Source organism: Pelagibacterium limicola (assembly GCF_015694405.1).
GTDB classification, from domain to species: Bacteria; Pseudomonadota; Alphaproteobacteria; order Rhizobiales; family Devosiaceae; genus Pelagibacterium; species Pelagibacterium limicola.
The window spans coordinates 50402-76236 of the sequence record NZ_JADQDB010000010.1 but is presented as its reverse complement, the minus strand read 5'-3'; the positions used below and the strand labels follow the sequence as shown (position 1 = coordinate 76236).

The following is a 25835-nucleotide window of genomic DNA, read 5'->3' as shown; positions in this document are numbered from 1 at the left end:
CGGGTTGACGCCTCAACATCGATCATTCATTCTCGAATTGGAATTCCTATAGATCGCAGAGCTTTTATTCATAAATGAATAGTATGGCCGATTGGACGTTGTGGCGCAGCTTTGGTGCCGTTGCGGCGAATGGTTCGCTGTCCGCCGCCGCTCGGGCGTTGGGCCTGTCGCAACCCACCGTCGGGCGGCATATTGAGGCGTTGGAAAGGGAACTCGGGGCGAAGCTTTTCGAGCGGGCGGTTTCCGGGTTCAGGCCAACAGAGTTGGGCTTGCGCGCCTATGAGCAGGTGAAGAAAGCTGCCGAGGCGCTGGCCGAGGCCGAGCTTTTCGCCGCCGGAGCCGGCGGCGCCTTGGAGGGGAGCGTGCGGATCACGGCGAGCGTCGTGACCTCGCATTACACGCTGCCCAAAATGCTGGCGCGGCTCAGGCTAGAATTTCCCATGATCGCGCTCGAACTGGTGCCGACCGATTCGGCAGAAAACCTGCTGATGCGCGAGGCCGACATTGCGGTTCGGATGTTCCGGCCGACCCAACTCGATCTCATCGCCAGAAAAATCGGGGAAAGCGCGATCGTCGCCTGCGCCCATCGTGATTATATCGCAAAGCGCGGTCGCCCCCGGACGCCGGCGGACCTGACGGCGCACGATCTCATCGGTTTCGACCGCTCCGAAATTCTCATTGCCACGGCGCGGCAGTTGGGTTTCCCCCTCGAGCGCAAGCATTTCACCCTGCGCTGCGACAATCAAAGCGCGCTCTGGGAACTCCTCAAGGCAGGGGGCGGGATCGGATTTGCGCAGGAAAACATTGTGCGTGAAACCGAAGGCATGGAGGTGATTGCGCTCGATCTGCCGATTCCTCCGCTCGAGGTCTGGCTGACCAGTCACCGGGAGCTCTACGCCTCGCGGCGCATCAGAGCGATTTACGACCGGCTGGGAGAAATGCTGGGCGAGTGGCTGGGCGGGAAGTCGATGAGATGATAGTGCAGACTCACCCCGTCCGGAGGAAATGAAATGGAAGCCCTCGTCAACATCGCGCTCATCCTTGCCGTAGGCGCCGTCGCCGTCGTTCTGGCCATGGGGCTTTACAACATGTTTAAGGGCGGCTCGGGCAATACCAGCCAGAAGCTCATGCGCGCGCGGGTTATCCTGCAGGCTGTAGCGGTACTGTTATTGATGGCAGCGCTCTATTTCTTTGGTCAGCAGCGATAGGCGGGACCGCAGGCAATGGTCAAGCTCAACAAGATCTATACAAAAACCGGTGACGACGGGACGACCGGTCTCGTGGACGGGCCGCGGCGGCAAAAGGACGACCTGCGGGTCGAGGCCTATGGCACGGTGGACGAAACCAATGCCGCAATCGGGCTGGCGCGGCTGCATTCAAGGGATATGGCGCGGGTCGACCATACGCTTTCGCGCATTCAGAACGATCTTTTCGATCTTGGCTCCGACCTCGCCACGCCTGGCCCGGACGAAGGGCGGCAATACAAGGCATTGCGCGTGACGGCAAAGCAGGTCGTGTGGCTGGAAGACCAGATCGATATGTTCAACGAGGCCCTCGAACCGCTGAAAAGTTTCGTGCTTCCTGGCGGCACGCCGCTCTCGGCAGCGTTGCATCTCGCGCGAACCGTTGCACGGCGCGCCGAACGGATCGTCGTGGCCCTTCGGCGCGGCGAGCCGGATATCAACGCTGAAGCCCTGCGCTATCTCAACCGGCTTTCGGACCTCTTGTTCGTTCTGGCAAGGGTTGCCAATGCCAACGGGACCAAGGACGTACTCTGGGAGCCGGGGCGCCACACGGGTGAGGCAAAATCCGGCTAGAGGGACAAGAGATGTTTCTGCCGCTCTATGACAGCAACAAGATCGCACATATCGAGTTTCCATACGTCAATTACGGCATTCTCGCTCTCACCGTCCTTGTTTTCCTCATCCAGTCGCTGGGCGGGCAGGCCGGCCTCGAGCGCGCCCATGTGGAATACGGCATGATCCCGGTGGTCGTTCGGAACCTCGTCGAGGGTCCGGCGCCGTGGCTGCCCGATCAGATCACCCTCCTCTCCTACATGTTCCTGCATGCCGATTTCTTCCACCTGCTCTCGAACATGCTGTTTCTCTGGGTGTTCGGGGACAATGTGGAGGATGCGCTGGGGCATCTGCGCTACCTCGTTTTCTATCTGCTTTGCGGGGTGCTCGCGGGGCTTGCCCATCTTTATTTCAATCCGGACAGCTATGGGCCGCTGATCGGTGCGTCAGGTGCGGTGGCGGGGGTGATGGGCGCATATCTCGTGCTCTACCCAAATGTCCGCGTTTTCGTGCTCAACAAGCTCATCGTAATGTTCCCCATCGCCCTGCCAGCCTGGCTCGTTCTGAGCCTATGGATCGTGGTGCAGCTCTTTTATGCGGCGCTCGGGCAAGAGGACGGAGTGGCATGGTGGGCGCATATCGGCGGGGTAGCAGCCGGCGCGGGGCTGGTCTTTGTGTTCAGATGGCGCAAAGTTGCCCGATCAGGATAAGGAATTGTTAGGACAGGGAGCCTAGGCTCTTTCTTCAACTTTGAGTTCTTGTGTTGGAGTGGGTCAATGAGCGATATGGCGACGGCGGCGGTGGCCACCAAGCAGGCTCTATTTCTGCACAAGGCCCAGATCGCCATGGTCAAGAAACAGCATGAGATGGAGATGAGCCTCATCAACATGCTGACCGAGGCTGTCGAGAACGCGCCACGTCCGGACGGCACGGGCGCTGTTGTCAACAAGAGCGCCTGAGGCGGGACATGTCGCCATGCTCATCAAGCATTCATCCTCTGTCATGGTTCACCAGCTTGCGTTAAAAGAAGCGCAATCGCCGCAGACCATGCTGGCGCTGGTGGCCAGGATGCGCGCGCAGATGGAACTCGATCTCGTCGCCGATATACCCGAGGCGCCACGAAACGATATCGAGGCCGCCGAAAAGCTCGTCGACAGGATAGTATAGGGTTCTATACCGCGAGCAGCGCCTCGATGACGCGATAGCCGTCCTCGGTATCCCAGTGGGCGGGACCTTGCAGCACCGAAATCTCACAGCCTTCCTCATCGAGCAGAAGCGTGGCCGGGAGCCCCACGGTGACCGCCTCGTTGCGAAGGCGTTCGAAGACCTTGTAGGAGGGGTCGGCATAAAGCGCGAGATTTACCGCGCCAATCTCGTCGAGGAACGCTTGCGCCGCGACCGGGCCATCGCTGCCCATGTCAAGGCTTATGGCGACGACCTCGAATTGCTTCCCCCCATAGCGCAGCTGCAAGGCGTCGAGATCGGGCATTTCCTCGCGGCAGGGGGCGCACCAGGTGGCCCAGAAATTGACCAGCAATTTCTTGCCGGCAAAATCGGCCAGCGTGCGCTCGGCGCCGGTCGCATCGATAAAGGTGAGATCGGCGAAGTTGCGCCAGCTGGTCGAGGGCAGGAGTGCGGCGAGCTCGCCGCCCGCAGCGGCATCCACAGCGGTACTCGCTTCGGTTCGCGCCGGGCATTCGCCCGCCGTGCCCGGCCCGGCATTGCTAACCCAGATCGCCACCGCTATACCTGTCGCCGCAGCGAAAAGCCCTGCGCCGATGAACAACGGGCGGCGGGATTTTGTCTGCATCTGGGTCATCTTTACCGATTCATATTAAGTTGTAGAGGCGCCGATGAGCAATCGCATGTGGGGTGGACGGTTTGCGTCCGGTCCCGACGCCATCATGGAAGAAATCAACGCCTCGATAGGGTTCGACCAGCGGCTCTACAAGCAGGACATTGCGGGCTCGATCGCCCATGCACGGATGCTTGCCGCCGCCGGTATTCTCACCAATGAGGATAAAGACGCCGTTATCAAGGGTCTAGAGGCCGTCCGCGACGAGATCGCGCAGGGCAAGTTCACCTTTTCGCGAGCGCTCGAGGACATTCACATGAATGTCGAGAGCCGCTTGAAGGAGTTGATCGGCGAGCCTGCCGGGCGATTGCATACCGCGCGCTCCCGCAACGATCAGGTGGCGACCGACTTCAGGCTCTATGTCCGTGACTGCATTGACATGCTGGTCTCCCAGATCGAGACGCTGCAGCGGGTTCTGGTGGATCGGGCCGAGGCAGAGGCGGGGAGCGTCATGCCCGGCTTCACGCACCTCCAGAGCGCCCAGCCGGTGACGCTGGGCCATCACCTTCTTGCCTATGTCGAAATGCTTTCGCGCGACAAGGGGCGGTTTGCCGACGCGCGCGTGCGGCTCAACGAAAACCCGCTGGGTTCGGCGGCGCTGGCCGGAACCTCCTTTCCCATCGATCGGGAGATGACTTCTGCCGAGCTCGGTTTCGAACGACCGACCGCCAATTCGCTCGATGCGGTGTCCGACCGCGATTTCGTGCTCGAAACGCTCGGCGCCGCCTCGATCTGTGCAATGCATCTCTCGCGGTTTTCCGAAGAGCTTGTCATCTGGTCCTCGGCGCAGTTCGGGTTCATCCGGCTTTCCGACAAGTTCTCGACCGGCTCCTCGATCATGCCGCAAAAGCGCAATCCTGACGCTGCCGAACTCATCCGTGCCAAGGTGGGGCGGATTTTCGGCGCTTTCACCTCGCTCCTGATGGTGATGAAGGGCCTGCCGCTCGCCTATTCAAAGGATATGCAGGAGGACAAGGAAGTGGCATTCGACGCGCTCGATACGCTTTCGCTGGCGCTTGCGGCCATGACCGGTATGGTCGGCGACCTGACGGTCAATCGCGAGAGGATGGCGGCAGCGGCGGGCGCGGGGTTTGCGACTGCAACTGATCTTGCCGATTGGCTGGTGCGCGCGGCCAACGTGCCGTTCCGCGATGCGCATCACATCACCGGTCGTGCCGTGGCAGCGGCCGAAGCCAAGGGGTGCGGGCTCGAAGGGTTGACTATTGAGGATTTCAAGGCAATCGACGAGCGGATCACGAGCGCGGTCCACAAGGTGCTGGGGGTCGAAAATTCGGTCAAATCCCGCACGAGTTTTGGAGGAACGGCCCCGGAAAACGTCTTGAAGCAGGTCGCACTCTGGCGCGAGCGGCTGGGCGCGTAAGGAGCGGGATTTGGTCCATCATTTCCATTATCGCAATGGCAGTCTCCACGCGGAGGATGTCGATCTTTCGGCGCTGGCCGAAGAGGTCGGCACGCCGTTCTATTGCTATTCGTCCGCGACGTTCCGGCGGCATGTGCGGGTCATGCGGGAAGCCTTCGGGGGAATTGATACGCTACTTGCCTATGCCATGAAGGCCAACTCCAATCAGGCCATCCTCAAACTGATCGCCAGCGAGGGTGGCGGGGCGGATGTCGTTTCGCTCGGTGAACTCGAACGCGCGTTGCGGGCTGGGATTGCTCCGGAAAAGATCATCTTTTCCGGCGTCGCCAAGACGCGTGAGGAAATGACGCGCGGGCTGGAAGCGGGAATCCTGTGCTTTAACGTTGAGAGTGAGCCCGAACTTGAACGGCTCGACAAGGTGGCGGGCGAAATGGGGCGCGTCGCGCCGGTTTCGGTGCGGGTGAACCCCGATGTCGATGCCAGAACCCATGCCAAGATATCGACGGGCAAGTCGGAAAACAAATTCGGCATTCCGTTCGAACGCGCAGAGGCGGTCTATGCACGCATCGCGCAAAGCCGGCATCTGAAGGTTGTCGGCGTCGACATGCACATCGGAAGCCAGATCGTCGATCTCGAACCGTTCGACAATGCGTTTGCGCTTCTGGCCGAACTTGTCGGACGCCTGCGCGACGCCGGCCACGATATCGAGCACGTCGATGTCGGGGGCGGGCTGGGAATCCCCTATCAACAGGACAACACGCCGCCACCGGACCCGGCCGCCTATGCCGGGATCGTCAAGAAGCGGGTGTCCGAGCTTGATTGCAAGCTTATTATCGAGCCCGGGCGACTGATTGCAGGCAATGCCGGGATTCTCGTGACCCGAGTCGAATATGTGAAGCAAACCGCGTCCAAGAGCTTTGCCATCGTCGATGCCGGAATGAACGATCTCATCCGGCCGACGCTCTATGAAGCCCACCACGATGTCATGCCGGTTGCAGAGACGGAGCCGAGCGCCAAGTTCATCCGGGCCGACATCGTGGGGCCGGTCTGCGAGACGGGGGATTATCTCGCGCTCAACCGCGAAATCGCCAATGTCGCCGAGGGTGATCTTCTCGCGGTGATGACGGCGGGGGCCTATGGCGCTGTAATGGCGAGCACGTACAACACGCGCCCGCTGATTGCAGAGGTGCTCGTCGATGGTGACCGCTGGCACGCCATCCGTCCGCGGCAGAGGCTCGACGATCTCATTGGCCTCGATAGTGTTCCGGACTGGCTTTAGCGCCGGTCCGGTCCAAATGTTTGATCAAGCCGGATTTGCCATCGCGCGGTCCGGGATGATTGAGCGGAGGACCCTGTAGGGGGCGAGCAACGCCAAGGCCACCAGGATCTTGACTAGAAGATCGCCCGCCGCCAGCGATACCCAGAGCGGGGTTTCAAAGCCGAACACCGACAGGAACGGTACGGGGAAGGCGAGCGAGGAGTCCTCATAGCCAAGGCCGGTATCGAGGAAGGCAAAGCTCGCAGCAAAGGCAATGCCGAAAAACAGCAGCGTGTCGATCACCGATCCGATGGTCGAGGAGACGAGCGGGGCCTTCCACCAGCTTGCGGCGCGCAGGCGGTGGAAAATCGCCGTATCGAGCGTTTGCGCGACAAGGAAGGCGGTGCCTGATGCAATTGCAATGCGCGGGGAGGCGAGGAAGATGCTCATCGCAACTGCGAGGGCAAAGCCGACCAGCACCACCCTGCGGGTGGCTGCGGGACCGAAATGGCGGTTGGTCAGATCATTGACGAGAAAGGCCACCGGGTAGGTGAAAGCACCCCAGGTGAGGATTTCGGCCAGATCGAGCGCGCCAATCTGTGCTTGCAGGGGGAACTGAACGAGGAAGTTCGAGGCGGTAACCACAACCGCCATGGCCATGACGGCCAGAGCAAAACGTGCGCCCATTGCGCATATCCTTTCCCAGAAGCGGCAAATGACCGCCGGAATTTTCAAGTGTCCGCATGTCCGGCAGGTGGCCGGCGCGGGGTAAGGTCCCTTTATATCGGCCGGGGCCAAAAGCCAAGCACCGCATCCGGGGAAGCCGGACGCGGTGCCTGAATCTGACATCGGAATAGAAAAGACTAGCTGGCGAGCGCCTGCCGGATTTCTTTCTTGAGACCGAGGGCGCGGGTCGAAAGTTCCTCGTCCTTGGCCTTCAAAAGAAAGGCGTCGAGGCCACCGCGGTGCTCGACGGTCCGCAGGGCAGAAGCGGAAATCCGCAGCTTGACCTGACGGTCGAGCGTTTCGGAAATCAGCGTCACATCGCAAAGGTTGGGCAGAAAGCGGCGACGGGTACGGTTGAGCGCGTGGCTCACATTGTTCCCGGTCATAACGCCCTTGCCGGTCAGTTCACAGCGCCGAGCCATGGTTGCAAATCCTGTCAATCAAAGACCGACGCCGGGGCAAGCCCCCAGTCATCCAGTCCGGGTTCGTCTAGAAGGTTGGCGGCTAAATAGACAAAGGCGCCGGTTCCGTCAAGTATTGTGATCCTGCGCGTGCTGGACAGACGGGAATCGGGAGGGCACGGTAAACGACGCTCTGATTCGTTGCGGCCCGCCGTTTCCCGCTGCCCGGGAGCGGCCATATACATATGTGAGCTTTACGCGTGCTGAAATCGCTCGTCCGGTCGCTGGCCGTCCTTTTCCTGCTTGTTTTCGGCTCCGTTGCGGCCCAGGCGCAGCAACCAGGTGCGCTGGCGCAATATGTCGTCACGCTCAACGGCATCAATATCGCCTACATCAACGTGCGGCTCAATTTGGAGAACGGCATCTACCAGCTCGACTTGACCGCCGATGTGGCCGGCCTTGCCCAGATCGTCGCGCAAGGGTCGGGCGCGGTCAATTCAGGCGGCAGGGTGACGGCAAGCGGCCTTGCCTCGGACCGGTTCTATCTTGAAACGCGCACCAGCGCGGAGCGTTTCTCAGTCGAAGCGCGCTATAGCAACGGAACAGCCGACCATTTTGCGGTTAGCCCGCCGTTGCCGGCTAACCCCGATCGCGTTCAGGTGACCGCGGCGCACCGGCGCGGAGTCAACGATCCGGTCGCCAGCTTCATCCTGCGCGGGCAGGGGCTCGATGAGACGCTATGCAACCGGACCATGCCGGTTTTCACCGGCATCGAGCGGTTTGACCTCCAGCTGTCCTTTGCCCAGTTAGATACGGCCACCTCCAGCCGCACTGGCTACCAGGGCCCGGTCATTGCCTGCGCGATGCGCTATGTGCCGATAGCGGGGCATTTCGAATCCTCGGAAATCACCGCATATCTTAGAAACAACCAGCGCATGATGGCCTGGTTCGCGCCGCTTGGTGAGAGTGGGTTCTTCATCCCCTACCGTGTTTTGATCGGGACGAGTTTCGGGGATCTTTCGCTGGTTCTGACCAGCGTTCAGTGATTGCGGGCAAGTGTATCGAGAATGAAATCGGCTCGTGCCGGAACGCTATCCTTTGGAATGAGGATCGTTTCATATCCCAGTGAGGGATAGGCGCGCGCTATTCGCTCGTATTCCTCGACCGCGCTCTCAAAACCGTGTCGCCGTTCCCTGTCGGTTGCGAACAGTTCGGGCCAGGGTGGCGTCAAGAACACGGTGCGGTGATAGCGGTGTGTCCGACCGATGTCCGAAAGAACCGGCCCTCCGGTCACGTGCTCGAGCGCGGCTGCGGCATCGATCAGGCTCCGGTCGAAAAACACCCATTGTGCCGCTTCGTCCGTCACACCCGCCCGGTCGGCGAGCGCCATTTCAACGGCGCGGTGCGCGAAGGCTTCGGCATTAACCCAGGGAAGCGCGGCACCGGAGCCCTGCAGTTCCTCCCGCACGATCCGGCGGCCGGGTTCCTCGACGACCGGCCAGCCGCGCGCGGCCAATTCGGCAAGCAGACTCGACTTCCCTCCGCCCGAACAGCCGGAAATCACCACGAAACGTTCACCCGATTCCATTTCCGATATTATCCTTGCCAATATTTTCGCGGGCGAGGACCGGGGCGTCCCGCCGAGCGAATTCGCGAAAACTTTTGCGGCCCAACGGTAACAAGGCAACGGTGAAGTAGGCCGCGCCGCCGATGAGCATTGCCGACTGCAATCCAAGGCCTGCGATGAGAACGCCGCCCACGATGCCGCCGAACGGCATCAGTGCCCAAGCCGACGCCGTCACCAGCGAGGAGACCCGTCCAACGAGCGGCTCGGGAATGCGTTCGAAGATGATGGCCGATATGATCGGATTGAGAAAACCCGATGCAAATCCGGCGACAGCCAGTGTTGCCAGCATCGCCGCCAGAGGTAATTCGAAGGCGAAAATGGCAAAGCGCGGGAAGCCGACGATGAAAAACGCACAGGCATAGACAGTCAGCCGGGGCAGTTTCTCGCCCAATAGCGTTGCCAGCATGGCGCCAAGGACCGAAAAGCCCGACATGGTGGCAAACAGCAGCCCAAGGATTTCCGCACCATGTCCATTCGCCTGAGTCCAGACCGGTACGAGAACCGCGGCCCAGGCCTGATCGAGAAGATTGGTCATCGCAATCATGCCTGCGATGCCAACCAGCACTGCGTCGCGCCGCAGATAATCGAATCCCTCGCTTAGCTCGTGGCCATAGCTTGAGCGGATTGCCGTTGCGGGTTCGGAGCGGGTCGGAGCAATGCCGGTCGCCACGATGGCGGCCGAGGCGGCAAAGGTCAGTGCGTTAAAAATCAACGCCGGCGCCGGGCCGACCAGTGCGACCAGCAAGCCGGCCATAGCCGCACCAAGTGTCGAGGCAAGGCGTTCGATGGTTCCGGCTATGCCGGTCACGCGTTCGAGCGGCACCTCGGCGCGGCTGGCGACCAGCGGGACGAGCGCGTATTTCGCGGCGTCCGCAGGTCCGCGCAGCGCGCCGAGCAGGGCGACGACGGGGATGAGGACGGGTACGCCTAGCAGGCCGAAGTGCGCCAGAAGCGGAATCAGACCGACAGCGGCGACAGCGCCAAGATCGGCCGCAATCGAAACCCTGCGTCCCCCGATACGGTCGATCAGCGGGCCTCCCAGCGCTTTGGCGAGAACATAGGGCGCCATTTCCGCAAAGACCACGAGTCCGGTCATCACCGCGTCGCCGGTCAACATCAGCACAAGCCAGGGAATGGCAACAAAGGCCAGCCGTGTGCCCGAGATCGAAAAGGTCTGCGCCAGCGCAAGCGCCAGAAAATCGCGCTTGCCGCTCATCAAGGATTGTCCTTGTCGACGGGGACGTAGGGAAAGCCGTGCAGGTGAACAGTGAAGGGACGCCAGCCTTTGGGCAGGGGACTGCCCGGTGCCGGGGCGTTCTCTTTGGCCTTCCAGAGAATCGCCTCGATCTCGTCCATCAGCGCTTGCGCCCTCTCTGCCGAAAGGGGAATCGTGAAATCCGAAAAGGTCTGGGCGTGCTGCCATTCGGCCGGCAGGGAGTGAAACCGGTCATGAGCACCTTGCGCAGCCGCGGCGTGCTGGGCGATGACGGCCTGCAACATCGCCATACCGGCATCCTGTGCCTTACCTTCCATATCGGCGGGTTCGATCACTGTCGAATCGTGCCGCGCGCGCCACCAACGGTCTCGCTTGTTGCCGCGCGTTTCGTCGGCTTCGATGAGCGCATGGGCGGCGAGCTGGCGCAGATGATAGCTCGTTGCACCGGAATTGAGGCCCAGCCTTTGCGCCAGCGTAGTGGCGGTCTGGGGGCCTTCGAGGCGGAGTATGCCCAGCATCTTGAGCCGCTCAGGATGGGCCAGTGCCTTGAGCGCCTGCAGGTTCGGAATAACACTTTTGATTTCGCGCATGGGTGGGCCTGCCAGTGGGGACGTAACTTCAAATTACGTTTACAAAGAAAATTTTGCAAATATTTATTTGCAAAATGGCATGTCCCAATCCGGCACGGTCAAAACCTTTTTTGCCAACACGGCGGCACCCGGTGCTTCAGAAAGCGGGCGGTTGGTCGTTTACGGGGGGCAGGCGCAGAAAATAATCGTGTCAATCAGCGGTTAACCTTCGGCCGGATTCAGCCATCATTAACCTGGCGGTAACCAAGATAAACGGCCGCATGCGAAAAAAGCCGTTCTTTTCTGGCATCTAATCCGCTCGTTCTCCCGTCTTGTATCGTTGCCCTTTCCTCACCCCCCACATCCAGTAGTGAACAAAGCCAGACTCGTGATTCCGGCCCGATTCGGACTGAGTTTGTTCTTATTTCGTTCGAAAGGTTAAAGCGGGCGGTATTTGGGCCATTGCGTTTCCCGTTTCGGCACACCACTTTGGTGTGCGACGTCACCCGTCCGATTCACCTGTAAACCAGCCCTTTCACCGATGTTCATATTGCCCTCCCAATCGGTCAAAGCGGTGCTTGGGCCCACCAATACCGGCAAGACCCACTACGCCATCGAGCGGATGCTTGCGCATCGCTCGGGGGTGATCGGGCTGCCGCTGCGGCTGCTGGCACGTGAGGTTTACGGGCGCGTCGTCGAGCGGGTGGGCGAGGGCAGCGTTGCGCTCCTGACCGGAGAGGAGCGGATCGTCCCGCGAGCGGCGCGCTACTGGGTCGCGACGGTCGAGGCGATGCCATCCGATCTTGTTACCGATTTCGTCGCCATCGATGAAATCCAGACGGCGACCGATTTCGACCGGGGACACGTCTTTACCGATCGCATTCTTCACGCGCGCGGCACCATGGAAACGCTCCTTTTGGGGGCGCAGACGATGGAGCCGGTCATCCGCAAGCTCCTGCCGCACGCTGATATCCAGTTCCGTCCGCGCTTTTCAAAACTCACCTGGGCGGGTTCCAAACGCATCTCGCGCCTGCCGCGCCGTTCGGCCGTGGTCGCGTTTTCGGCCACCGAGGTCTATGCCATTGCCGAGCTTTTGCGCCGTGAGCGTGGGGGCGCGGCGGTGGTGATGGGCGCGCTCTCGCCGCGCACGCGCAATGCGCAGGTCGAGCTATTCCAAGCCGGGGAGGTGGATTTTCTCGTAGCCACCGACGCCATCGGCATGGGGCTCAATCTCGATGTCGGGCACGTCGCGTTCGCTTCGGATTCCAAATATGACGGCCGTCAGTTTCGCCCTCTGACCCCCGCCGAGATCGGGCAGATCGCGGGCCGGGCCGGTCGGCATATGCGGGACGGGACTTTCGGGGTGACAGGCGGGTGCGATCCGTTCGATGAGGAAACCATCGAATGGCTGGAAGCGCACGATTTCGAGGCGATCAAGGTGCTGCAGTGGCGCAATCGCGTGCTCGATTTCGCTTCGCTTTCCGCGCTCCATGCCAGCCTCGAGGTCGTGCCCGACCATCCGGCCCTAACCCGGGTTCCCATCGCCACGGACCAGCGGGCGCTCGAATTTCTGATGCGGGGTGAGGCAGGGCATCTGGTGCGGGGCGGCGAACGGGTGGAGATGGCCTGGGAGTGCTGCCAGATCCCCGATTACCGCGATATTTCTCCCGCGGCGCACGGCGAAATCGTAACCAGGGTCTTTTCAGACCTGGCATTGGGTGGAAAGATCGGCGCAGACTGGATTGCCGAGCAGGTTCGCTTCTGCGAGAATACGGAAGGTGACATCGACACCTTGTCCAACCGTATCCGCCAGATTCGGACCTGGACGTTCATATCAAATCGCAGGCACTGGCTGGAAGATCCTGATCACTGGCGCGACAAAACCAGAAAAATAGAAGATGCGTTGTCCGACGCATTGCATGAAAAGCTGATACAGCGTTTCGTGGATCGCAGGACATCGATTCTGATGCGCCATCTGAGAGACAAGCATATGGTATCACCGCAAATTACCGAAAATGGCGAAGTGACAATCGAGGGCCACACCATCGGCTCGATCGAGGGGTTCAGGTTCACGCTCTCGCGTATCGAGGGCGAGACCGATTCGAAAAACCTGCGCTCGGCCGCCGGCTCGGTGATTGCGCCTGAGATTACCAAGAGGGCCGAGAGGCTGGCGGGCGCGCCGAACGAGGAGTTCGTGCTTGCGACCGACGGCGTCATCCGCTGGCGCGGCGAGGTGGTGGCCGAGATCGCCGAGGGGAATGAGGTGTTTTCTCCGCGCGTCATAATCCTTGCCGACGACAGCCTTTCCGGGCCGACCCTGGACAAGGTCGAGGAGAGGCTTTCGCTCTGGCTCAGGCACCATGTCAACACCCAGCTCGAGCAGATCGTCGCCCTCAGGGAGCCCGCTGAACTCGAGGGCACGGCGCGAGGCCTGGCCTTCCGGCTCGCCGAGAATCTCGGAATTATTCCGCGGGCCGAGGTTGCCGACGAAGTGAAGGGCCTTGACCAGGATACGCGCGCCAAGCTGCGCAAGCTCGGGGTCAAGTTCGGCGCCTATCACATCTATCTTCCCTTGAGTCTCAAGCCCGCGCCGCGCGAATTGGCCCTGATCCTGTGGGGCCTCAAGAATGGCGGCGTGCGCCAGCCCGGCATTGCCGAATTGCCTCACATCATCCTCTCGGGCCGAACCTCGTTCCCGATCGACCCTGCATTCAATCCCCGGCTCTATGAGGTTGGCGGGTTCAAGGTTGCCGGCGGGCGCATCGTGCGCGTCGATATCCTCGAGCGGCTGGCCGATATCATCCGCCCACTCATTGCCTACGATGCGAACCGGCCGGTCGATACGCCGCCGCCCGAAGGCGCCGCGGAGGGCAACGGATTCAGGGTGACGGTCGAGATGACCTCGCTGCTGGGCTGCGCGGGCGAAGATTTTGCCTCCATCCTGAGATCGCTCGGCTATCGGGTGCGCCGTACCCCCAAGGCCGAGCCGCCAGCAGCGGAAACGGTTGCCGAACCCGCGTCGCAATCGAACGGTGCCGCGCCAGACGAACCGGTCAGCGAGCCAGTTCAGCCCGTTGGCGAGGGTGTGCTGGATCAAGCCGCTGCGCCGAACGGTGAAGCGGAAACAGTAGCGCCTGCGGAGCCCGAATTCGATGAGGTCTGGTTTCCGGGAAGCAAACGGCCGGAGCGAAACAACCGCCCCCGCCAGCAGGCCAAGCAGGGCAATGGCAGCCAGCGACCCGAAGGGCAGACAAAGTCCTTCAAGCCCAAGAGTAAGCCGGGCAAGGGGCCACGCGAGGAAGGCCGGAGCGAGCACCGCCCACGGCCGGAACGGCGCGAAAAGCCCATCGACCCCGATTCGCCGTTTGCTGCGCTTGCTGCGCTCAAATCGCGCCAGTGACCGCCGCCGCTTCTACTCGCCAGCGGCTCGACAAGTGGCTCTGGCACGCGCGGGTGACAAAAAGCCGGACGTTGGCGCAAAAGCTGATCGAGAGCGGAGCAGTGCGGGTCAACGGCCAGAGGGTCTCGGGGTCCGATACGCGCGTAGGTGCAGGGGATGGTTTGACCATCCTGGTCCATGGGCGGCTTCGCGTTCTAAAAATCGCCGGCCTGGCCGAAAGGCGCGGTTCGCCGGCTGTCGCCGCGACCCTCTATGAGGATATTTCGCCCGTGCTTCCAAAGACAGAAAGCTGATCCGGTCCGGGCCGGAGATCTGGCACAAACCGGTCTTGAAACGCCCGACAAAACCGTTTAGCAACCTTGTCCGACCGGCTCGCGCCACCTTATGTTCCGCCTCTTTGGACGAACCTCACATGACCTATGTCGTCACCGACAACTGCATCAAGTGCAAGTACACCGATTGCGTCGAGGTGTGCCCGGTCGATTGCTTCTATGAAGGCGAGAACATGCTCGTCATTCATCCTGACGAGTGCATCGATTGCGGAGTATGCGAGCCCGAATGCCCAGCCGAGGCCATCAAGCCCGACACCGAGTCCGGGCTCGATCACTGGCTTGAGGTCAATACAAAATACGCGGCCATATGGCCCAATCTCACCGAAAAGCGTGATCCTCTGCCAGACGCAACCGAAATGGATGGGGTCGAAGGCAAGTTCGAGAAGTATTTTTCCGAGGCTCCCGGCGAAGGCGATTGACCTTCGCTGCCAACTCGCGCAGCCGCTGATTCGTAGCTTTTGATTTTGTCGCAAAACTGTGGTATTGTTTCCACAACCAGTTGTTGAACCCCTCGCTCCGAACCATATGCCCTAGGGGCATTTTTTTGTGACAGAACGTCAACGGGTAAAGAACTGGCCGGTACATCGATCCGGCCAGGAGGACAATGCGACTGGCGCGACGGTCCATCCCGGACAGTCCGATCATCCCATGAGACGCGTCGGCCTTAATCGAGGGCGTCCATGAAAAGGCGTCGACAGGAGTAGCCAATGGCAACCAAAAAGACCACGCAGCGCGCGGGGTTCAAGACCGGCGAGTACATCGTATATCCCGCCCATGGTGTTGGCCTTATCAATGCAATTGAGGAACAGGAAGTGGCTGGATTGAGCCTCGAGCTGTTCGTCATCGGTTTCGAGCAGGACAAGCTCACGCTGCGGGTACCCGTTGCCAAGATCAATTCGGTTGGGATGCGCAAGCTTGCGGAACCCGAGACCATTACCAAGGCACTTGAGACCGTCACCGGTCGCGCCCGTGTTAAGCGCACCATGTGGAGCCGTCGGGCCCAGGAATACGAGGCCAAGATCAATTCGGGTGATCTCATCGCGATCTCGGAGGTCGTGCGCGATCTCTACCGTGCCGAGGATCAGCCCGAGCAGTCCTACTCTGAGCGCCAGCTGTTCGAGCAGGCGATGGATCGGATGAGCCGCGAGATCGCTGCGGTCAACAAGCTGTCGGTCACCGAAGCAATCAAGCTCATCACCAAGAATCTCTCCAAGAGCCCGCGCCGTGCGTCACGCACCGACGAGGCAGCGGAAGAAGCGGCGTAAGCCGGGATTGTCTTGTGAATATGCGAAGGCCGGTCGCTCGACCGGCCTTTTTTATTGCTCCCAAGCTCCTCGGGCGCCAATGAAGTGGGCCGGAACGCGTTATTCCACCCGCACGATCTTGTACGGTGCGCCCGTTTCGACCGGATCCCCGGGCAGCAGGTTGTTGACAACCAGAAACAGTTCGCGGCCGCGGTTGAGGGTGGTCATGCGGGTCGCGAGCGTATCGGCGTTGTCTCCGCTGGCGGCGCGCACGAGGCGAAGCTTGACAGAGCGCAGAGAGGAGAGGTCCGAAGGCTGGGTGCGGCGCAGGCTGGACACGGTTTCCTCGGCGGCGGAGCGGAAGGCCGCGCTGTCGTCCTTGTTGGCGAAGATGAAGCGATAGACATTGTCATCAATCCGCGCCACCGACACGTGGAAGTGCCACTGATCGGTCCGTGCGCGGCCTGAGGCGGTTTCGATGCCGTTGACGGTGCGCGTCGTTACGGTCTCAGGCATGAGGCCGGCGATCCAGCCGGAGCGCAGATAATCGGCAAGGCCGGTATTGGCAGGCACCGAAGCCCCGTCGAACCGCAGCGCAGCGCCGTTGTCGGCGACCGCGACGACGGCAGCATTCGATATCTGCAATGCATAGCCGCGCGGGGCGGTGAAGGTCAGGCGTTGCGCAGGATTGATATAGCGCTGCCCGACAATCGAGCCCTGCTTGGTCGAATCGCCAAAATCGATGCCTTCGATCGCCTCGAGATAATCGGTGCGTCCAGCCACCCCGGTTCCCGGCGGGCCATACGATCGCGCAACTTCGGCGGCGCGCTGGATGCGGTCGGGGGTCGAGGGATGGGAAGACAGGAAATCCACGCCATCGCTTGCAGCGGCGAACTGGGCAAAGCGTCCCATGGCCGTGAGGAACCGCGCTGCGGCATGCGGATCGTAGCCGGCGCGGGCCGCGATCTTGATGCCCTCCCTGTCCGCTTCGAGTTCCTGGGCCTGGGAGAAGGCAGCGAGAGATTGCGCCGTGCGCTCTGCGGTCTGGTTGGCGTCAATCACGCCGCCCAGGACGCCTGTGATGACCCGGTCCACGATTTCCGAGGTGCGCACCCGGTTGGAACGCGCACGCGCATGACGCAGGGTCACGTGGGCGATTTCGTGGGCGATAACCGCTGCCAGTTCGCTCATGTCGTTGGCCAAGGCAAGAATTCCGCGCGTCACGTAAATGAACCCGCCGGGAAGAGCGAAGGCGTTGACCTCCGAGGAATCGAGGATGGTGATGGTAAACTGGGTGTTGGGCTGGTCGGCCGCAGCCAGAAGGTTCGAGACCATGCGGGCCAGCATCACTTCCGTCCTGCGATGCTCATATACTCCGCCATAGGCAGAGATGATGCGCGGGTGTTCGCGCAACCCGATCACCGTATCTTCCGGATGCGTGCCGGCGGGAACAGCGGGGGCCTGCCCGCCCGTGCGCCGGGTGGCGATGTCTGAACTACCGCCCATCAGCGTCGTGCAACCCGCAACGCCCGCCACCAGCGCGAGGCCGGTGCCGGTGAGGAACGCTCGTCGTGTAATGCCTGTCCCCGTCATTCTCAGCCAAGCACCTCGATCTGCTCGGGATGGGTTACAAGCATGCGCGGACCGTCATGCGACTCGATCCATCCGCGCACGCGGATGAGGCGGTTCTCAAGCCCTTTAATGTCGAAATCCTCACGCTGGAACAACCGCAAGCCGCCGCCTTCAATGATGACGGTGAAGTCCTCTTTCCAGTAGCGCCCGAAATTGAGCCAGGCACGCGAGCCGGTGACCTCGACGTTGAGGACGCGGCCCTCGACCAGCTCATACTGTCCAAGCCGCTCGAGAATGGTCTCGGGACGAGACGCATCGCGGATCGCATAAAACGGATCGCGCCAGATTCCGGCGCGCTCCGCACGCCCGACGCGTTCGGCATCATAAAGCTCGGAAAGGCAGGCGCGGTTATCGGGAAACGAATAGACCCGCGCGAGGCCGGATTTGAGCATTTCTGCCTGCACCCAGAGCGGACCGTCAGCGTGTTCGACGACCACATGGGCAAGCGCGCGCCCGTGGCGGTCACGGGGTTCCCCGCCATAATGGAGCGTCACCTCGCGGCCCAGCGCCAGTTCTTCGATTCTTTCCCGCGCTTCTTCGCCAAGGGGCCAAGCCTCGAAATCGGTCCGGCCAAGCGGGAGCTTGGGGGCCTGGATGCCAACGAGGCGAACGGTCAACCCGGTATCGAGATCGAAGGTGTCACCGTCGGAAACCGCCACCACCGTCCCAACCGGGCTGGGGGCGAGGGCGTCACAGAGTTGCGCGGAGGCGGGCGAGGAGGTGGCCGCGGCCAGTCCGAAAACGGTCACAAGCAAGGGTCTGAACAAAAACAGGCCTCTATCCGCATCACTTACGTCCCACGATGCCAAACACCGCGGGACCCCACAGACTGGTCACATTTAGCGGGCCTGCCGCAACAGGCCCCAAGGAAACCGCCCCATTCCCCCGCGCACGAGATTCGGTCCAGCCCCAGTTTGCACCCAATTGCGGCAAAAATCATCAAAGTTTTGACCACGGTCGCCCGCGGTCGTCACAGCCTTTGCCTCAGTTCATCGATCCTCTGGATCATGTTTTCGAGCTCGGACTTGAGCGCCAACCGCTCGGTAGGGGGAAGACGCGCAGCGCCGGTAAGCGCTAGCTGGAGCTCGTCGATCGCCCGCTTGAGCTTGGCAAGGGCTGCAACGGACATCGGGACGCTCCGGGCCGGATAAAGGAAACTGGTGATCCCGAGAGGATTCGAACCTCTGACCCCAAGATTAGGAATCTTGTGCTCTATCCTGCTGAGCTACGGGACCACGCATTGCGGTGATATACTGTATTACCGGGGAAATTGAACCCCTTTGTTGCGATCAGAAATTATCTTTCGCCTTTCGGAGCGCCCCGAAGACCTCCGCAGCAGGCGCGCCTTCGAGCTTCATGGCCTTGGCGATGGCGGGATCATCGGCGCGCAGGAAGGGGTTGGCGGCGATTTCGCTGGCCAGAAGCGAGGGGATGGTGGGCTCGCCATTGTCGATCTGGTTTTGTGCTTCCTGAGCGCGGGCCTTGAGGGCGGCGTTATCAGGGTCGACCGACAGGGCGAAGGCGGCGTTCGAGAGGGTATATTCGTGGCCGCAGTAGAGTCTGGTTTCCGGATCGAGCGCGCGCAGGCGCAGCAGCCCTTCCCACATCATCTCCGGGTTGCCTTCGAACATACGCCCCACCCCGAGCGAAAAGAGCGCGTCGGCAGCAAAGAGGAGTTTCTCGGGCCTCGAGTGGTAGGCGATGTGGCCGAGCGTATGGCCGGGAACGTCAATTACCGCGAAGGCCGTCTCACCGATCCTGACGCTATCCCCGCCCGAAACGAGATGGTCCAAGCCTTCAATCTTGTCCTTTTCTCCGCGCGGCCCATAGACGGTGGCGCCGAATTTTTTCTTCAGGGGCAGGATGGCATCGGTATGATCCGGATGGTGGTGAGTGATGAGAACGATATCGAGGTCCCAGCCGCGCCTATCGAGCGCCGCAAGGATCGGGCCTGTTTCGGGAGCGTCGATGGCGGCGACGGTGCCGGTCGCGGTATCGCGGATCAGCACGCCATAATTGGTTTCGAGGGCGGGAAAGAGCTCGATTTCGATGGACATTGTATTCCTTCCTTCTTTGGTCCGAGCATAGAAACGGGGCGGCGGCAGAGCAAGGGTTTGACGTTTCCGTCACCGGTCACACATATTGGGACAAATGCGGAGGGCAGATGACTCCCGACGTCGATGGGTTGATCAGGTTCTATAAATCCCCTTTAGGGCGGCTGACGCGGCATTACGTCCGTGAGCAGGTGAGCGCGCTTGCGGGCGATGTGACGGGGTTGCGCATCCTGGGGCTGGGGTTTGCCACGCCCTATCTGCGCGGTGCGCTCAAGGGGGCCGAGCGCGTTCTGGCTTTCATGCCGGCGCGGCAGGGTGCATCGGCCTGGCCGCGCGAAGGGCCGTCCCATACCGTTTTATGCGATCCGCTGGAAATGCCGTTGACCGACGCGGCGGTCGATCTGGTCATTGTGATCCATGGGTTCGAGCACGCGGTGGACGAGGAGGAGTTGATGCGCGAGCTTTGGCGGGTCTGCGCGCCCAACGCGCATCTCGTCATTGCCGTGCCCAAGCGGCGTGGGCTGTGGGCGGGGATCGACAATACGCCCTTCGGGTTCGGGCATCCCTATTCGCGCGGGCAGATGGATTCCCTTTTGCGCGCCCATTCGTTTACGCCCGAGGCCTGGCGCGACTGCGTGTTTTTTCCTCCTGTCAAATCGGGTCCTCTGCTGCGCTCGGCCAGGCTTTTCGAGCGTAGCGGACGGCTGTTCGGCCCGGCGCTTTCCTCGATCATGTGCGTCAAGGCCAAAAAGGAGCAGTTTCCAGCCATCGCCCGGCGCAAGCGGGCCGAGCGGGCGCAGGAGGAGCCGGGGCTGGCGCCGCAGGCTGCGCGGACCTTTTAAGGGCCGGTGTTCCCCCTAAAAACCGGTTCCCACATTCATGCAACTGCTCTATGGTCCGGCGCGATTTTCCCCAAGCAGCCAAAGAGACACCTCCGTGAGCGCGCCCCTCGACAAGCCGATCCCGCAGCCCGGAATTCTCGAGATCGCGCCTTATGTTCCCGGGCGGTCCAAGGGGCTCGGCAAGGGCACGGAAATCAAGCTGTCAGCCAATGAGTCGCCCCTCGGGGCAAGCCCGAAGGCCGTCGCCGCGTACCGGGATGTTGCAGAGAGGCTCGAGATTTATCCCGAGGGGTCTTCGCGGGCGTTACGCGAAGCGCTGGGGGAAGTCCACGGGATCGACCCCGAACGGATCGTCGTGGGCGCAGGATCAGGCGAAATCTTGCAGCTTCTCACCCAAGTCTATGTTGGAGTGGGCGATGAGGCGGTGATGAGCCAGTATGGTTTCATGACCTATCCTATCATCACCCGATCAGCGGGTGGTGTACCCGTGGTCGCTCCCGAAACCGACTATCGTGCCGATATCAGCGCGATTTTGGCCTCTGTGACCGAGCGCACGAAAATCGTGTTTCTCGCCAATCCCAACAATCCAACTGGTACCTATCTCAACGCTGAGGAACTGGATCGACTGCACGCAGGGTTACCCTCCCATGTATTGCTGATCATCGACTCGGCTTATGCCGAATATGTCACCGCAGAGGATTATGGGGTGGGGATTTCGTTGGTAGAGCGCAGCGAAAACGTCGTCATGGTCAGGACGTTTTCGAAAGTGGGGATCGCCGCAACTCGAGTAGGTTGGTTTTACGGCCCGTCCCATATCGTCGATGCCGTCAACCGAATCAGACCGCCCTTCAATGTCTCCGTCCCCGGTCAAGCCGCTGCAGAGGCCGCGGCGCGCGATCTCGCCTTCACGCATCGGCTGCGAGATCACAACGCCAAATGGCGCGAGTGGCTGACGGCGGCGCTTTCGGGCAACCGGATGCGGGTTCTGCCGAGCCAGGGTAATTTCGTCCTGGTGCTTTTCCCCGATATACCGGGAAAGACCGCGGCGGACGCAAATCGGGCGTTGCTCGACGCCGGGCTTATCGTGCGCGAGATGGGTGGCTATGGAATCCCGGACGGCTTGCGCATTTCAATCGGCAGCGAGGCGGCGATGCGCGCGGTCGCCCAGTGCCTCAAGGACTTCATGAATGTTTGAAAAAATTGCGCTTGTCGGGATTGGGCTGATCGGGTCCTCCATCGCACGCGGGGTCAAGGCCAAGGGGCTCGCCAAGGCCACTGCGATATCCACGCGCAAGCAGGAAACGCTGGCGGAGGCCGAGGCGCTCGGCCTGGGCGATATTTATACGCTCGATGCGGCCGAGGCAGTCAGGGGCGCGGATCTTGTGATCCTGTGTACGCCCATCGGGGCCTATGAGGCGGTGATGGATACAATCGCGCCGGCACTGGAAGTTGGAGCCATCCTTTCCGACGTCGGCTCGGTTAAGGGCCATGTGCACCGGGTGCTGGCGCCCAAAGTGCCGCGCGGCGTCCATTTCGTGCCGGGGCATCCGATGGCGGGTACCGAACATTCCGGACCCGCGGCGGGCTTTGCCGAGCTGTTCGAAAACCGCTGGTGCATGCTAACGCCTGAGGCGGGCGAGGACCGGGGGGCCGTTGAACGCGTTATCGCGTTCTGGGAGGCGTTGGGGTCCAATGTCGAATTGATGGACGCCACTCATCATGACCTGGTTGTCGCGATCACTAGCCATGTTCCGCACCTGATTGCCTACAATATCGTGGGCACCGCGGACGATCTGGAATCGGTGACCAAATCCGAGGTCATCAAATTCTCAGCGGGCGGTTTTCGTGACTTCACGCGTATCGCAGCGTCCGATCCGGTGATGTGGCGCGACGTGTTCCTCACCAACCGCGAAGCCGTGCTCGAGATGCTGGGGCGATTTCTCGAGGATCTTTCGATGCTCCAGCGCGCGGTGCGCATGGGGGACGGGCCAGCGCTGGAATCGCTTTTTACACGCACCCGCGCCATCCGTCGTTCGATCATCGAGGCGGGCCAGGAAACCGAGGCGCCGGATTTCGGGCGCCAACACGGTTCTGCTCCCGGGGAGTAGGATCAGGGGTGGCCGGCGGTCGCTGTTCGGGGCGGTTCGGCGGTCAACGGCCCCGGCAGATGGGGTATGGGGCCATCGGCGCAGACCACGCGGTCGCGGCCCATATATTTGGCGCGGTAGAGCGCATAATCAGCCGCGCGATAAAGCGCACGCGCCGGCTGACCGTCCAGTTGCTGGGCGATGCCAACCGAGAAGGTGACCGGACGTGCGGGGGGAAGGAGCCGGCTTTTGCGCTGCCAGTCACGCCGGAGCCGCTGCATGATCTGCCAGGCTTCCACCGTACTTTTCCCCGGCATCACGAGAAGGAATTCTTCGCCGCCCACGCGACCTGCCCGGTCGGGGTCGCGCGAGGCATCGGCCAGGTGTCGGCCCAGAAGCCTTAGCACTTCGTCGCCCATGTCATGGCCGAGCGTATCGTTGATTTGCTTGAAATGGTCGAGATCGAGGAGGGCAATTGTCAGCGGAGCACCCGGGATGGCCGGGCGGATCGCGGCTTCCAGATAGTGCATGATCGCGCGGCGGCTCGAAAGGCCGGTTAGATCGTCGGTTCGGGCTTCCGCCTCTGCGGCCTGGCATGCCGTTGTGAGGACAACCTCCTTGGCCTTGAGGGCGGTGAGGTCGAACAGCATCACGATAACCCAGCCATCGTCGAAGGTGGTTTCCAGGGCCTGGTACCAACTCCCATCGACATAATCGATCTCGAAACGCCTGTGAGGCACCGAGCGGCGTCTGGCGTGGGCGCGCTCTATCCAGGCCTCGATATCGTCGGCCTCGATTATCGGTCCCTGGCGTGTCGCGTGGCAATTGCGAATGAGACTCGCAAATGTCTGCGGACCGTCCGGGACGGCGTAAAGTTTTGCGAAGTTCGGACAGTGGTAGGCGAGCCGGTCCTGCGGGTCGAACAGAGCCATGGGAATGGGGCTCGAGGCTATTCCCTCCAGAAGGCGTCCTATCGGATCGAGCCCGAACCTCCGGATCAGCTCGCGGGCGGGCTTTGGAATTTTGGCCTTGGAGGATCTGACCATCGGGTCCGCGTTCCTATTTTCCAACTGGGCCCCGCGCCGGCAGCCGGCACATCACCACAGCAAGGAAAGCAAGCCACGCGCTTTATTGCCATGACTTTAACACGCCAATATTTGTGAGGATCGGGATTACCGGAGCGTTAATGGGCGGCGCGAGAAAATAGCGACAAATCGGCTTAAAAAAACGGATCGAGGCCCATGACCGGCAGGATTCCCACGAACACCGTTCCGCCCCGGACCGAAAGCGTTTGGGAATAGGTACCCTCGGCATCGGGCGTTCCGATGAAGAGGGCCGCGACGGGATCATCCGACAGACCGTCTACCCGTTCAACGATACCCCGTGAGGCGAGCGCCAGCGCCCCGTTGAGGCGTCCGGTGGCGTCGAGCGAGGCTTCGCCCGTCGCAGTCAGTTCCACGCCTTCGGCGCGTGCTTCGAGACCGCGCAGCGTCAACGTGCCATCCGCCATCTGCCAGAGACGTAAGGCGTCCGGATGGTTGAGAAGGTCTAGTGGGGGGAGACCGATGATGCGTGCGTCAAGTCTTACCTCCCCGTGCTCAATCTCGAAGCCTTCGTGTTCGGCGCCCTCGACGCGGGCAAAGATATCGAGCGCTGTTCCCGCGGTTTCGGGTCCGGCGTCGGCATCGACAAGGTGAAGCTCGGCATGGTCTGCGGTGCCCAATATCGTCGAGCCGAAGAGGGCATCGACATGGACGAGACTGTTCCCGACCATCGAAAGCCGTGCGAGCCTGTCGCCGTCGAGCCTCAAGCTGGCGCGCAGGCTATCCCAGCGCAACTCGTGCGCGCTACCGGTAAATGCATCAGTGAGGCGGGCGGGAGAAGTCGCGAATATCTGAAGGTGCGTGGGGCGGTAAAAGAGCGCGGTGGCACTGAGTTCGGTGACCGAAAGCGTAAGGTCGTTCGCGGCGATTTCCGCGTTCTTGCAGATGGGCGAGAAATGGAAGGGGAAGCCGGAAACCGCGAAATTACCGCAGGCGATGCGGGGTTGGGTGACGCCGTCGGCCGAGGCGAGGCGCTCGGCCTCATCGGTGATTTGCGCCGCAACATAGTGCCAGCCGCCGGCCCAGAGGGCGACAAGGGCAAGAACGGCAAGGATGAGAACAACGAATCGCTTCATGGCCCTGTTGTATCGTGCCTTGCCATGGCCGTCATGAGGCAAAGGCTGGTGTACGGAACGAGCCGCGTCGCGTTCGAGTACACGCGAGCTTGCGGGAGCGGAATGGACGTGGCATCGAATGGAAATGTCCAGTTTCCCCGACGACTCAATCCCTTGGATATTCGGCTATGGATCGCTGATCTGGTCGCCCGGCTTTGCCTATGTGCGGGCAGAACGGGCGCTTTTGCGGGGCGCGCATCGGCGGCTGTGCATCCTCTCGCACCGCCACCGAGGGACGCCCGAGCGTCCTGGCCTGGTTTTCGGGCTTGAGAAGGGCGGGGCTTGCGTCGGACGCGCGTTCAGGGTTGCCCCCGAGAACTGGCCCGAAGTGCGCGAATATCTGCGCGAGCGCGAGCAGGTGACAGGGGTCTATCGCGAGGCGATTCGGACCGTGGCGCTTGCCGGAGGGGGGAGCGTGACGGCGCTTGTTTTTCTTGCCGACCCCCGGCATCCGCAATATGCGGGCCGGCTTTCGCTGGAGGATCAGCTTGCCTATGTCCGCGGCGCGCGCGGTGCGTCAGGCCCCAATGAGGATTATGTTCTCAATACCGCCGAGCATCTGGCCGAACTCGGCATCGTCGACCGGCAGGTGCTGGCGTTGAGCGCGATGCTGAAGGAAAATGGCGATCTCAAATAATTTTAACTGAACGAATTGTACGAAAACCGTATATCTCGTTCAGTTAAATTCAAGCTGCGGTTCTTCCGGGATGGGCGTGCGTGCCTTCGAGATCCCAAACCAGTGTAAGGCGGGCGAGTTCATCGACCGGGGCAGGCAAGTTCATTATGACCGCCCCTTCGCCGAGCGTAGCGCGGAATCGTGCGCGGCTGGCGTGATCGGCGATCAGGTCCCCGGCAACGCCCGCCCAGCGAATAGTGCCCTCGGTGGCAAGGACATAAAGCTGACCTTCGCGCAGGGCGAAACCGTCCATCTCGACCGCGGTCAACACATAACGCCGGCCTGAACGTCCGGTCCACAGCACCCGCAAGGGCTCATGGGTACTGTCTTGCTGTTTGGCGTTGTAACTCATGGCCTCCCCTCCAGGGACCAGAACCCCGCTCTTGCGGAGAGTGTCTACCAAAATAAAGAACAAATATAGAACAAATTTTACCGACCGTCAAGTCAGCGCGACGCCAATTAGCGAATATTGGCGCACCTATGTCAACATATTGTGTCGGCCTTATGGCAAATCACAATTT

The 25835-nt window shown here is 61.5% G+C and carries 30 protein-coding genes and 1 tRNA gene; 17 read left to right on the top strand and 14 right to left on the bottom strand.

All coding sequences use genetic code 11. The features are described 5' to 3' along the window. The first annotated feature begins 74 nt into the window (after positions 1-74). The 6 genes from I2G20_RS15685 to I2G20_RS15660 all read left to right on the top strand — a co-directional run bounded on the left by I2G20_RS15685 (position 75) and on the right by I2G20_RS15660 (position 2963). Entirely contained in the window at positions 75-977 is a 903-nt protein-coding gene (locus tag I2G20_RS15685) for a LysR family transcriptional regulator (protein WP_196260682.1), read from the top strand. Positions 978-1010: 33 nt separating this feature from the next. Beyond that, positions 1011-1208, top strand: coding sequence for a twin transmembrane helix small protein (locus tag I2G20_RS15680; RefSeq protein WP_196260681.1), 198 nt, complete (start codon positions 1011-1013; stop codon positions 1206-1208). A gap of 15 nt (positions 1209-1223) precedes the next feature. After that, the gene (locus tag I2G20_RS15675) at positions 1224-1817 is read left to right on the top strand and encodes a cob(I)yrinic acid a,c-diamide adenosyltransferase (protein ID WP_196260680.1); all 594 of its coding nucleotides are present in this window, start codon (positions 1224-1226) and stop codon (positions 1815-1817) included. 11 nt (positions 1818-1828) lie between these two features. Next, positions 1829-2506, top strand: coding sequence for a rhomboid family intramembrane serine protease (locus tag I2G20_RS15670; protein ID WP_196260679.1), 678 nt, complete (start codon positions 1829-1831; stop codon positions 2504-2506). Positions 2507-2572: 66 nt separating this feature from the next. Continuing rightward, a complete protein-coding gene (locus tag I2G20_RS15665) occupies positions 2573-2755 on the top strand; it encodes a hypothetical protein (protein ID WP_196260678.1) in 183 nt (60 codons plus the stop codon). A 16-nt stretch (positions 2756-2771) separates the two neighbouring features. Further along, positions 2772-2963 (top strand): hypothetical protein, encoded by a 192-nt coding sequence (locus tag I2G20_RS15660; RefSeq protein WP_196260677.1) that lies wholly within the window; start codon positions 2772-2774, stop codon positions 2961-2963. 4 nt (positions 2964-2967) lie between these two features. On the opposite strand, the gene I2G20_RS15655 is transcribed toward I2G20_RS15660, so the two are convergent. Next, the gene (locus tag I2G20_RS15655; protein ID WP_246473123.1) at positions 2968-3606 is read right to left on the bottom strand and encodes a TlpA family protein disulfide reductase; all 639 of its coding nucleotides are present in this window, start codon (positions 3604-3606) and stop codon (positions 2968-2970) included. Positions 3607-3649: 43 nt separating this feature from the next. On the opposite strand from I2G20_RS15655, the gene argH reads away from it, so the two are divergent. Then, complete coding sequence (gene argH, locus I2G20_RS15650; protein ID WP_196260675.1) at positions 3650-5032, top strand: argininosuccinate lyase; 1383 nt, start codon at positions 3650-3652, stop codon at positions 5030-5032. 10 nt (positions 5033-5042) lie between these two features. Continuing rightward, positions 5043-6311, top strand: coding sequence for a diaminopimelate decarboxylase (gene lysA / locus I2G20_RS15645; RefSeq protein WP_196260674.1), 1269 nt, complete (start codon positions 5043-5045; stop codon positions 6309-6311). A gap of 24 nt (positions 6312-6335) precedes the next feature. Here the strand turns inward: lysA and I2G20_RS15640 are convergent, their stop codons facing one another. Continuing rightward, positions 6336-6977, bottom strand: coding sequence for a queuosine precursor transporter (locus tag I2G20_RS15640; RefSeq protein WP_196260673.1), 642 nt, complete (start codon positions 6975-6977; stop codon positions 6336-6338). Positions 6978-7153: 176 nt separating this feature from the next. After that, complete coding sequence (gene rpmB, locus I2G20_RS15635; RefSeq protein ID WP_196260672.1) at positions 7154-7438, bottom strand: 50S ribosomal protein L28; 285 nt, start codon at positions 7436-7438, stop codon at positions 7154-7156. 239 nt (positions 7439-7677) lie between these two features. Between rpmB and I2G20_RS15630 the strand changes: the two genes are divergently transcribed. Then, positions 7678-8463 (top strand): DUF3108 domain-containing protein, encoded by a 786-nt coding sequence (locus I2G20_RS15630; RefSeq protein ID WP_196260671.1) that lies wholly within the window; start codon positions 7678-7680, stop codon positions 8461-8463. On the opposite strand, the gene I2G20_RS15625 is transcribed toward I2G20_RS15630, so the two are convergent. The 3 genes from I2G20_RS15625 to I2G20_RS15615 are packed head-to-tail and all read right to left on the bottom strand — an operon-like array spanning position 8457 to position 10850. After that, positions 8457-9005 (bottom strand): AAA family ATPase, encoded by a 549-nt coding sequence (locus tag I2G20_RS15625; protein ID WP_196260670.1) that lies wholly within the window; start codon positions 9003-9005, stop codon positions 8457-8459. The genes I2G20_RS15630 and I2G20_RS15625 overlap by 7 nt on opposite strands. Continuing rightward, positions 8992-10260 (bottom strand): MFS transporter, encoded by a 1269-nt coding sequence (locus I2G20_RS15620; protein ID WP_196260669.1) that lies wholly within the window; start codon positions 10258-10260, stop codon positions 8992-8994. The genes I2G20_RS15625 and I2G20_RS15620 overlap by 14 nt, the downstream gene beginning before the upstream one ends. Further along, positions 10260-10850, bottom strand: a complete 591-nt coding sequence (locus tag I2G20_RS15615) for an ArsR/SmtB family transcription factor (RefSeq protein WP_196260668.1) — start codon at positions 10848-10850, stop codon at positions 10260-10262. The genes I2G20_RS15620 and I2G20_RS15615 overlap by 1 nt, the downstream gene beginning before the upstream one ends. A 520-nt stretch (positions 10851-11370) precedes the next feature. On the opposite strand from I2G20_RS15615, the gene I2G20_RS15610 reads away from it, so the two are divergent. The 4 genes from I2G20_RS15610 to I2G20_RS15595 all read left to right on the top strand — a co-directional run bounded on the left by I2G20_RS15610 (position 11371) and on the right by I2G20_RS15595 (position 15826). Beyond that, the gene (locus I2G20_RS15610; RefSeq protein WP_196260667.1) at positions 11371-14229 is read left to right on the top strand and encodes a helicase-related protein; all 2859 of its coding nucleotides are present in this window, start codon (positions 11371-11373) and stop codon (positions 14227-14229) included. Beyond that, complete coding sequence (locus I2G20_RS15605) at positions 14226-14522, top strand: S4 domain-containing protein (RefSeq protein WP_196260666.1); 297 nt, start codon at positions 14226-14228, stop codon at positions 14520-14522. The genes I2G20_RS15610 and I2G20_RS15605 overlap by 4 nt, the downstream gene beginning before the upstream one ends. A 119-nt stretch (positions 14523-14641) precedes the next feature. Further along, positions 14642-14980, top strand: a complete 339-nt coding sequence (gene fdxA / locus I2G20_RS15600; protein ID WP_196260665.1) for a ferredoxin FdxA — start codon at positions 14642-14644, stop codon at positions 14978-14980. A 288-nt stretch (positions 14981-15268) separates the two neighbouring features. Beyond that, positions 15269-15826 carry a CarD family transcriptional regulator gene (locus I2G20_RS15595; protein ID WP_196260664.1) on the top strand — a complete coding sequence of 186 codons (558 nt, stop codon included), beginning with the start codon at positions 15269-15271 and terminating at the stop codon, positions 15824-15826. A gap of 99 nt (positions 15827-15925) precedes the next feature. Here I2G20_RS15595 and I2G20_RS15590 read toward each other — a convergent pair whose 3' ends face one another. The 5 genes from I2G20_RS15590 to gloB form a co-directional block, all read right to left on the bottom strand. After that, complete coding sequence (locus tag I2G20_RS15590; protein ID WP_196260663.1) at positions 15926-17398, bottom strand: M48 family metalloprotease; 1473 nt, start codon at positions 17396-17398, stop codon at positions 15926-15928. A 2-nt stretch (positions 17399-17400) separates the two neighbouring features. Next, positions 17401-18204, bottom strand: coding sequence for a thermonuclease family protein (locus tag I2G20_RS15585; protein ID WP_246473122.1), 804 nt, complete (start codon positions 18202-18204; stop codon positions 17401-17403). A 203-nt stretch (positions 18205-18407) separates the two neighbouring features. After that, entirely contained in the window at positions 18408-18566 is a 159-nt protein-coding gene (locus tag I2G20_RS15580) for a hypothetical protein (RefSeq protein ID WP_196260662.1), read from the bottom strand. Positions 18567-18595: 29 nt separating this feature from the next. Next, positions 18596-18672 (bottom strand) — tRNA-Arg (locus tag I2G20_RS15575). Between the two features lie 54 nt (positions 18673-18726). Then, positions 18727-19494, bottom strand: coding sequence for a hydroxyacylglutathione hydrolase (gene gloB, locus I2G20_RS15570; protein WP_196260661.1), 768 nt, complete (start codon positions 19492-19494; stop codon positions 18727-18729). Between the two features lie 107 nt (positions 19495-19601). Between gloB and I2G20_RS15565 the strand changes: the two genes are divergently transcribed. The 3 genes from I2G20_RS15565 (at position 19602) to I2G20_RS15555 (ending at position 22441) form a co-directional block, all read left to right on the top strand. After that, a complete protein-coding gene (locus I2G20_RS15565; RefSeq protein WP_196260660.1) occupies positions 19602-20333 on the top strand; it encodes a class I SAM-dependent methyltransferase in 732 nt (243 codons plus the stop codon). 94 nt (positions 20334-20427) lie between these two features. After that, on the top strand, positions 20428-21528 hold the full coding sequence (locus I2G20_RS15560; RefSeq protein ID WP_343070354.1) for a pyridoxal phosphate-dependent aminotransferase: 1101 nt from the start codon (positions 20428-20430) through the stop codon (positions 21526-21528). After that, positions 21521-22441, top strand: a complete 921-nt coding sequence (locus tag I2G20_RS15555) for a prephenate/arogenate dehydrogenase family protein (protein ID WP_196260658.1) — start codon at positions 21521-21523, stop codon at positions 22439-22441. The genes I2G20_RS15560 and I2G20_RS15555 overlap by 8 nt, the downstream gene beginning before the upstream one ends. Before the next feature lie 2 nt (positions 22442-22443). On the opposite strand, the gene I2G20_RS15550 is transcribed toward I2G20_RS15555, so the two are convergent. Together I2G20_RS15550 and I2G20_RS15545 are read right to left on the bottom strand one after the other, a co-directional pair. Continuing rightward, positions 22444-23466, bottom strand: coding sequence for a sensor domain-containing diguanylate cyclase (locus I2G20_RS15550; RefSeq protein ID WP_196260657.1), 1023 nt, complete (start codon positions 23464-23466; stop codon positions 22444-22446). A gap of 173 nt (positions 23467-23639) precedes the next feature. Next, entirely contained in the window at positions 23640-24599 is a 960-nt protein-coding gene (locus I2G20_RS15545) for a DUF2125 domain-containing protein (RefSeq protein ID WP_196260656.1), read from the bottom strand. A gap of 118 nt (positions 24600-24717) precedes the next feature. Here I2G20_RS15545 and I2G20_RS15540 point away from each other — a divergent pair, with 118 nt between their 5' ends. Further along, positions 24718-25275, top strand: coding sequence for a gamma-glutamylcyclotransferase (locus tag I2G20_RS15540; protein WP_196260655.1), 558 nt, complete (start codon positions 24718-24720; stop codon positions 25273-25275). Between the two features lie 49 nt (positions 25276-25324). Here I2G20_RS15540 and I2G20_RS15535 read toward each other — a convergent pair whose 3' ends face one another. Then, positions 25325-25666: a hypothetical protein gene (locus I2G20_RS15535; RefSeq protein WP_196260654.1), complete on the bottom strand. Its 342-nt coding sequence runs from the start codon at positions 25664-25666 to the stop codon at positions 25325-25327. Positions 25667-25835: the final 169 nt, after the last annotated feature.

Bases quoted from the DNA above. Each gene is read 5' to 3' on its own strand.
- I2G20_RS15685 (WP_196260682.1), top strand. From the start codon at position 75: ATGAATAGTATGGCCGATTGGACGTTGTGGCGCAGCTTTGGTGCCGTT.
- I2G20_RS15680 (WP_196260681.1), top strand. From the start codon at position 1,011: ATGGAAGCCCTCGTCAACATCGCGCTCATCCTTGCCGTAGGCGCCGTC.
- I2G20_RS15675 (WP_196260680.1), top strand. From the start codon at position 1,224: ATGGTCAAGCTCAACAAGATCTATACAAAAACCGGTGACGACGGGACG.
- I2G20_RS15670 (WP_196260679.1), top strand. From the start codon at position 1,829: ATGTTTCTGCCGCTCTATGACAGCAACAAGATCGCACATATCGAGTTT.
- I2G20_RS15665 (WP_196260678.1), top strand. From the start codon at position 2,573: ATGAGCGATATGGCGACGGCGGCGGTGGCCACCAAGCAGGCTCTATTT.
- I2G20_RS15660 (WP_196260677.1), top strand. From the start codon at position 2,772: ATGCTCATCAAGCATTCATCCTCTGTCATGGTTCACCAGCTTGCGTTA.
- I2G20_RS15655 (WP_246473123.1), bottom strand. From the start codon at position 3,606: ATGCAGACAAAATCCCGCCGCCCGTTGTTCATCGGCGCAGGGCTTTTC.
- argH (WP_196260675.1), top strand. From the start codon at position 3,650: ATGAGCAATCGCATGTGGGGTGGACGGTTTGCGTCCGGTCCCGACGCC.
- I2G20_RS15640 (WP_196260673.1), bottom strand. From the start codon at position 6,977: ATGGGCGCACGTTTTGCTCTGGCCGTCATGGCCATGGCGGTTGTGGTT.
- rpmB (WP_196260672.1), bottom strand. From the start codon at position 7,438: ATGGCTCGGCGCTGTGAACTGACCGGCAAGGGCGTTATGACCGGGAAC.
- I2G20_RS15625 (WP_196260670.1), bottom strand. From the start codon at position 9,005: ATGGAATCGGGTGAACGTTTCGTGGTGATTTCCGGCTGTTCGGGCGGA.
- I2G20_RS15620 (WP_196260669.1), bottom strand. From the start codon at position 10,260: ATGAGCGGCAAGCGCGATTTTCTGGCGCTTGCGCTGGCGCAGACCTTT.
- I2G20_RS15615 (WP_196260668.1), bottom strand. From the start codon at position 10,850: ATGCGCGAAATCAAAAGTGTTATTCCGAACCTGCAGGCGCTCAAGGCA.
- I2G20_RS15610 (WP_196260667.1), top strand. From the start codon at position 11,371: ATGTTCATATTGCCCTCCCAATCGGTCAAAGCGGTGCTTGGGCCCACC.
- fdxA (WP_196260665.1), top strand. From the start codon at position 14,642: ATGACCTATGTCGTCACCGACAACTGCATCAAGTGCAAGTACACCGAT.
- I2G20_RS15595 (WP_196260664.1), top strand. From the start codon at position 15,269: ATGGCAACCAAAAAGACCACGCAGCGCGCGGGGTTCAAGACCGGCGAG.
- I2G20_RS15590 (WP_196260663.1), bottom strand. From the start codon at position 17,398: ATGACGGGGACAGGCATTACACGACGAGCGTTCCTCACCGGCACCGGC.
- I2G20_RS15580 (WP_196260662.1), bottom strand. From the start codon at position 18,566: ATGTCCGTTGCAGCCCTTGCCAAGCTCAAGCGGGCGATCGACGAGCTC.
- gloB (WP_196260661.1), bottom strand. From the start codon at position 19,494: ATGTCCATCGAAATCGAGCTCTTTCCCGCCCTCGAAACCAATTATGGC.
- I2G20_RS15565 (WP_196260660.1), top strand. From the start codon at position 19,602: ATGACTCCCGACGTCGATGGGTTGATCAGGTTCTATAAATCCCCTTTA.
- I2G20_RS15555 (WP_196260658.1), top strand. From the start codon at position 21,521: ATGTTTGAAAAAATTGCGCTTGTCGGGATTGGGCTGATCGGGTCCTCC.
- I2G20_RS15550 (WP_196260657.1), bottom strand. From the start codon at position 23,466: ATGGTCAGATCCTCCAAGGCCAAAATTCCAAAGCCCGCCCGCGAGCTG.
- I2G20_RS15545 (WP_196260656.1), bottom strand. From the start codon at position 24,599: ATGAAGCGATTCGTTGTTCTCATCCTTGCCGTTCTTGCCCTTGTCGCC.
- I2G20_RS15540 (WP_196260655.1), top strand. From the start codon at position 24,718: ATGGAAATGTCCAGTTTCCCCGACGACTCAATCCCTTGGATATTCGGC.
- I2G20_RS15535 (WP_196260654.1), bottom strand. From the start codon at position 25,666: ATGAGTTACAACGCCAAACAGCAAGACAGTACCCATGAGCCCTTGCGG.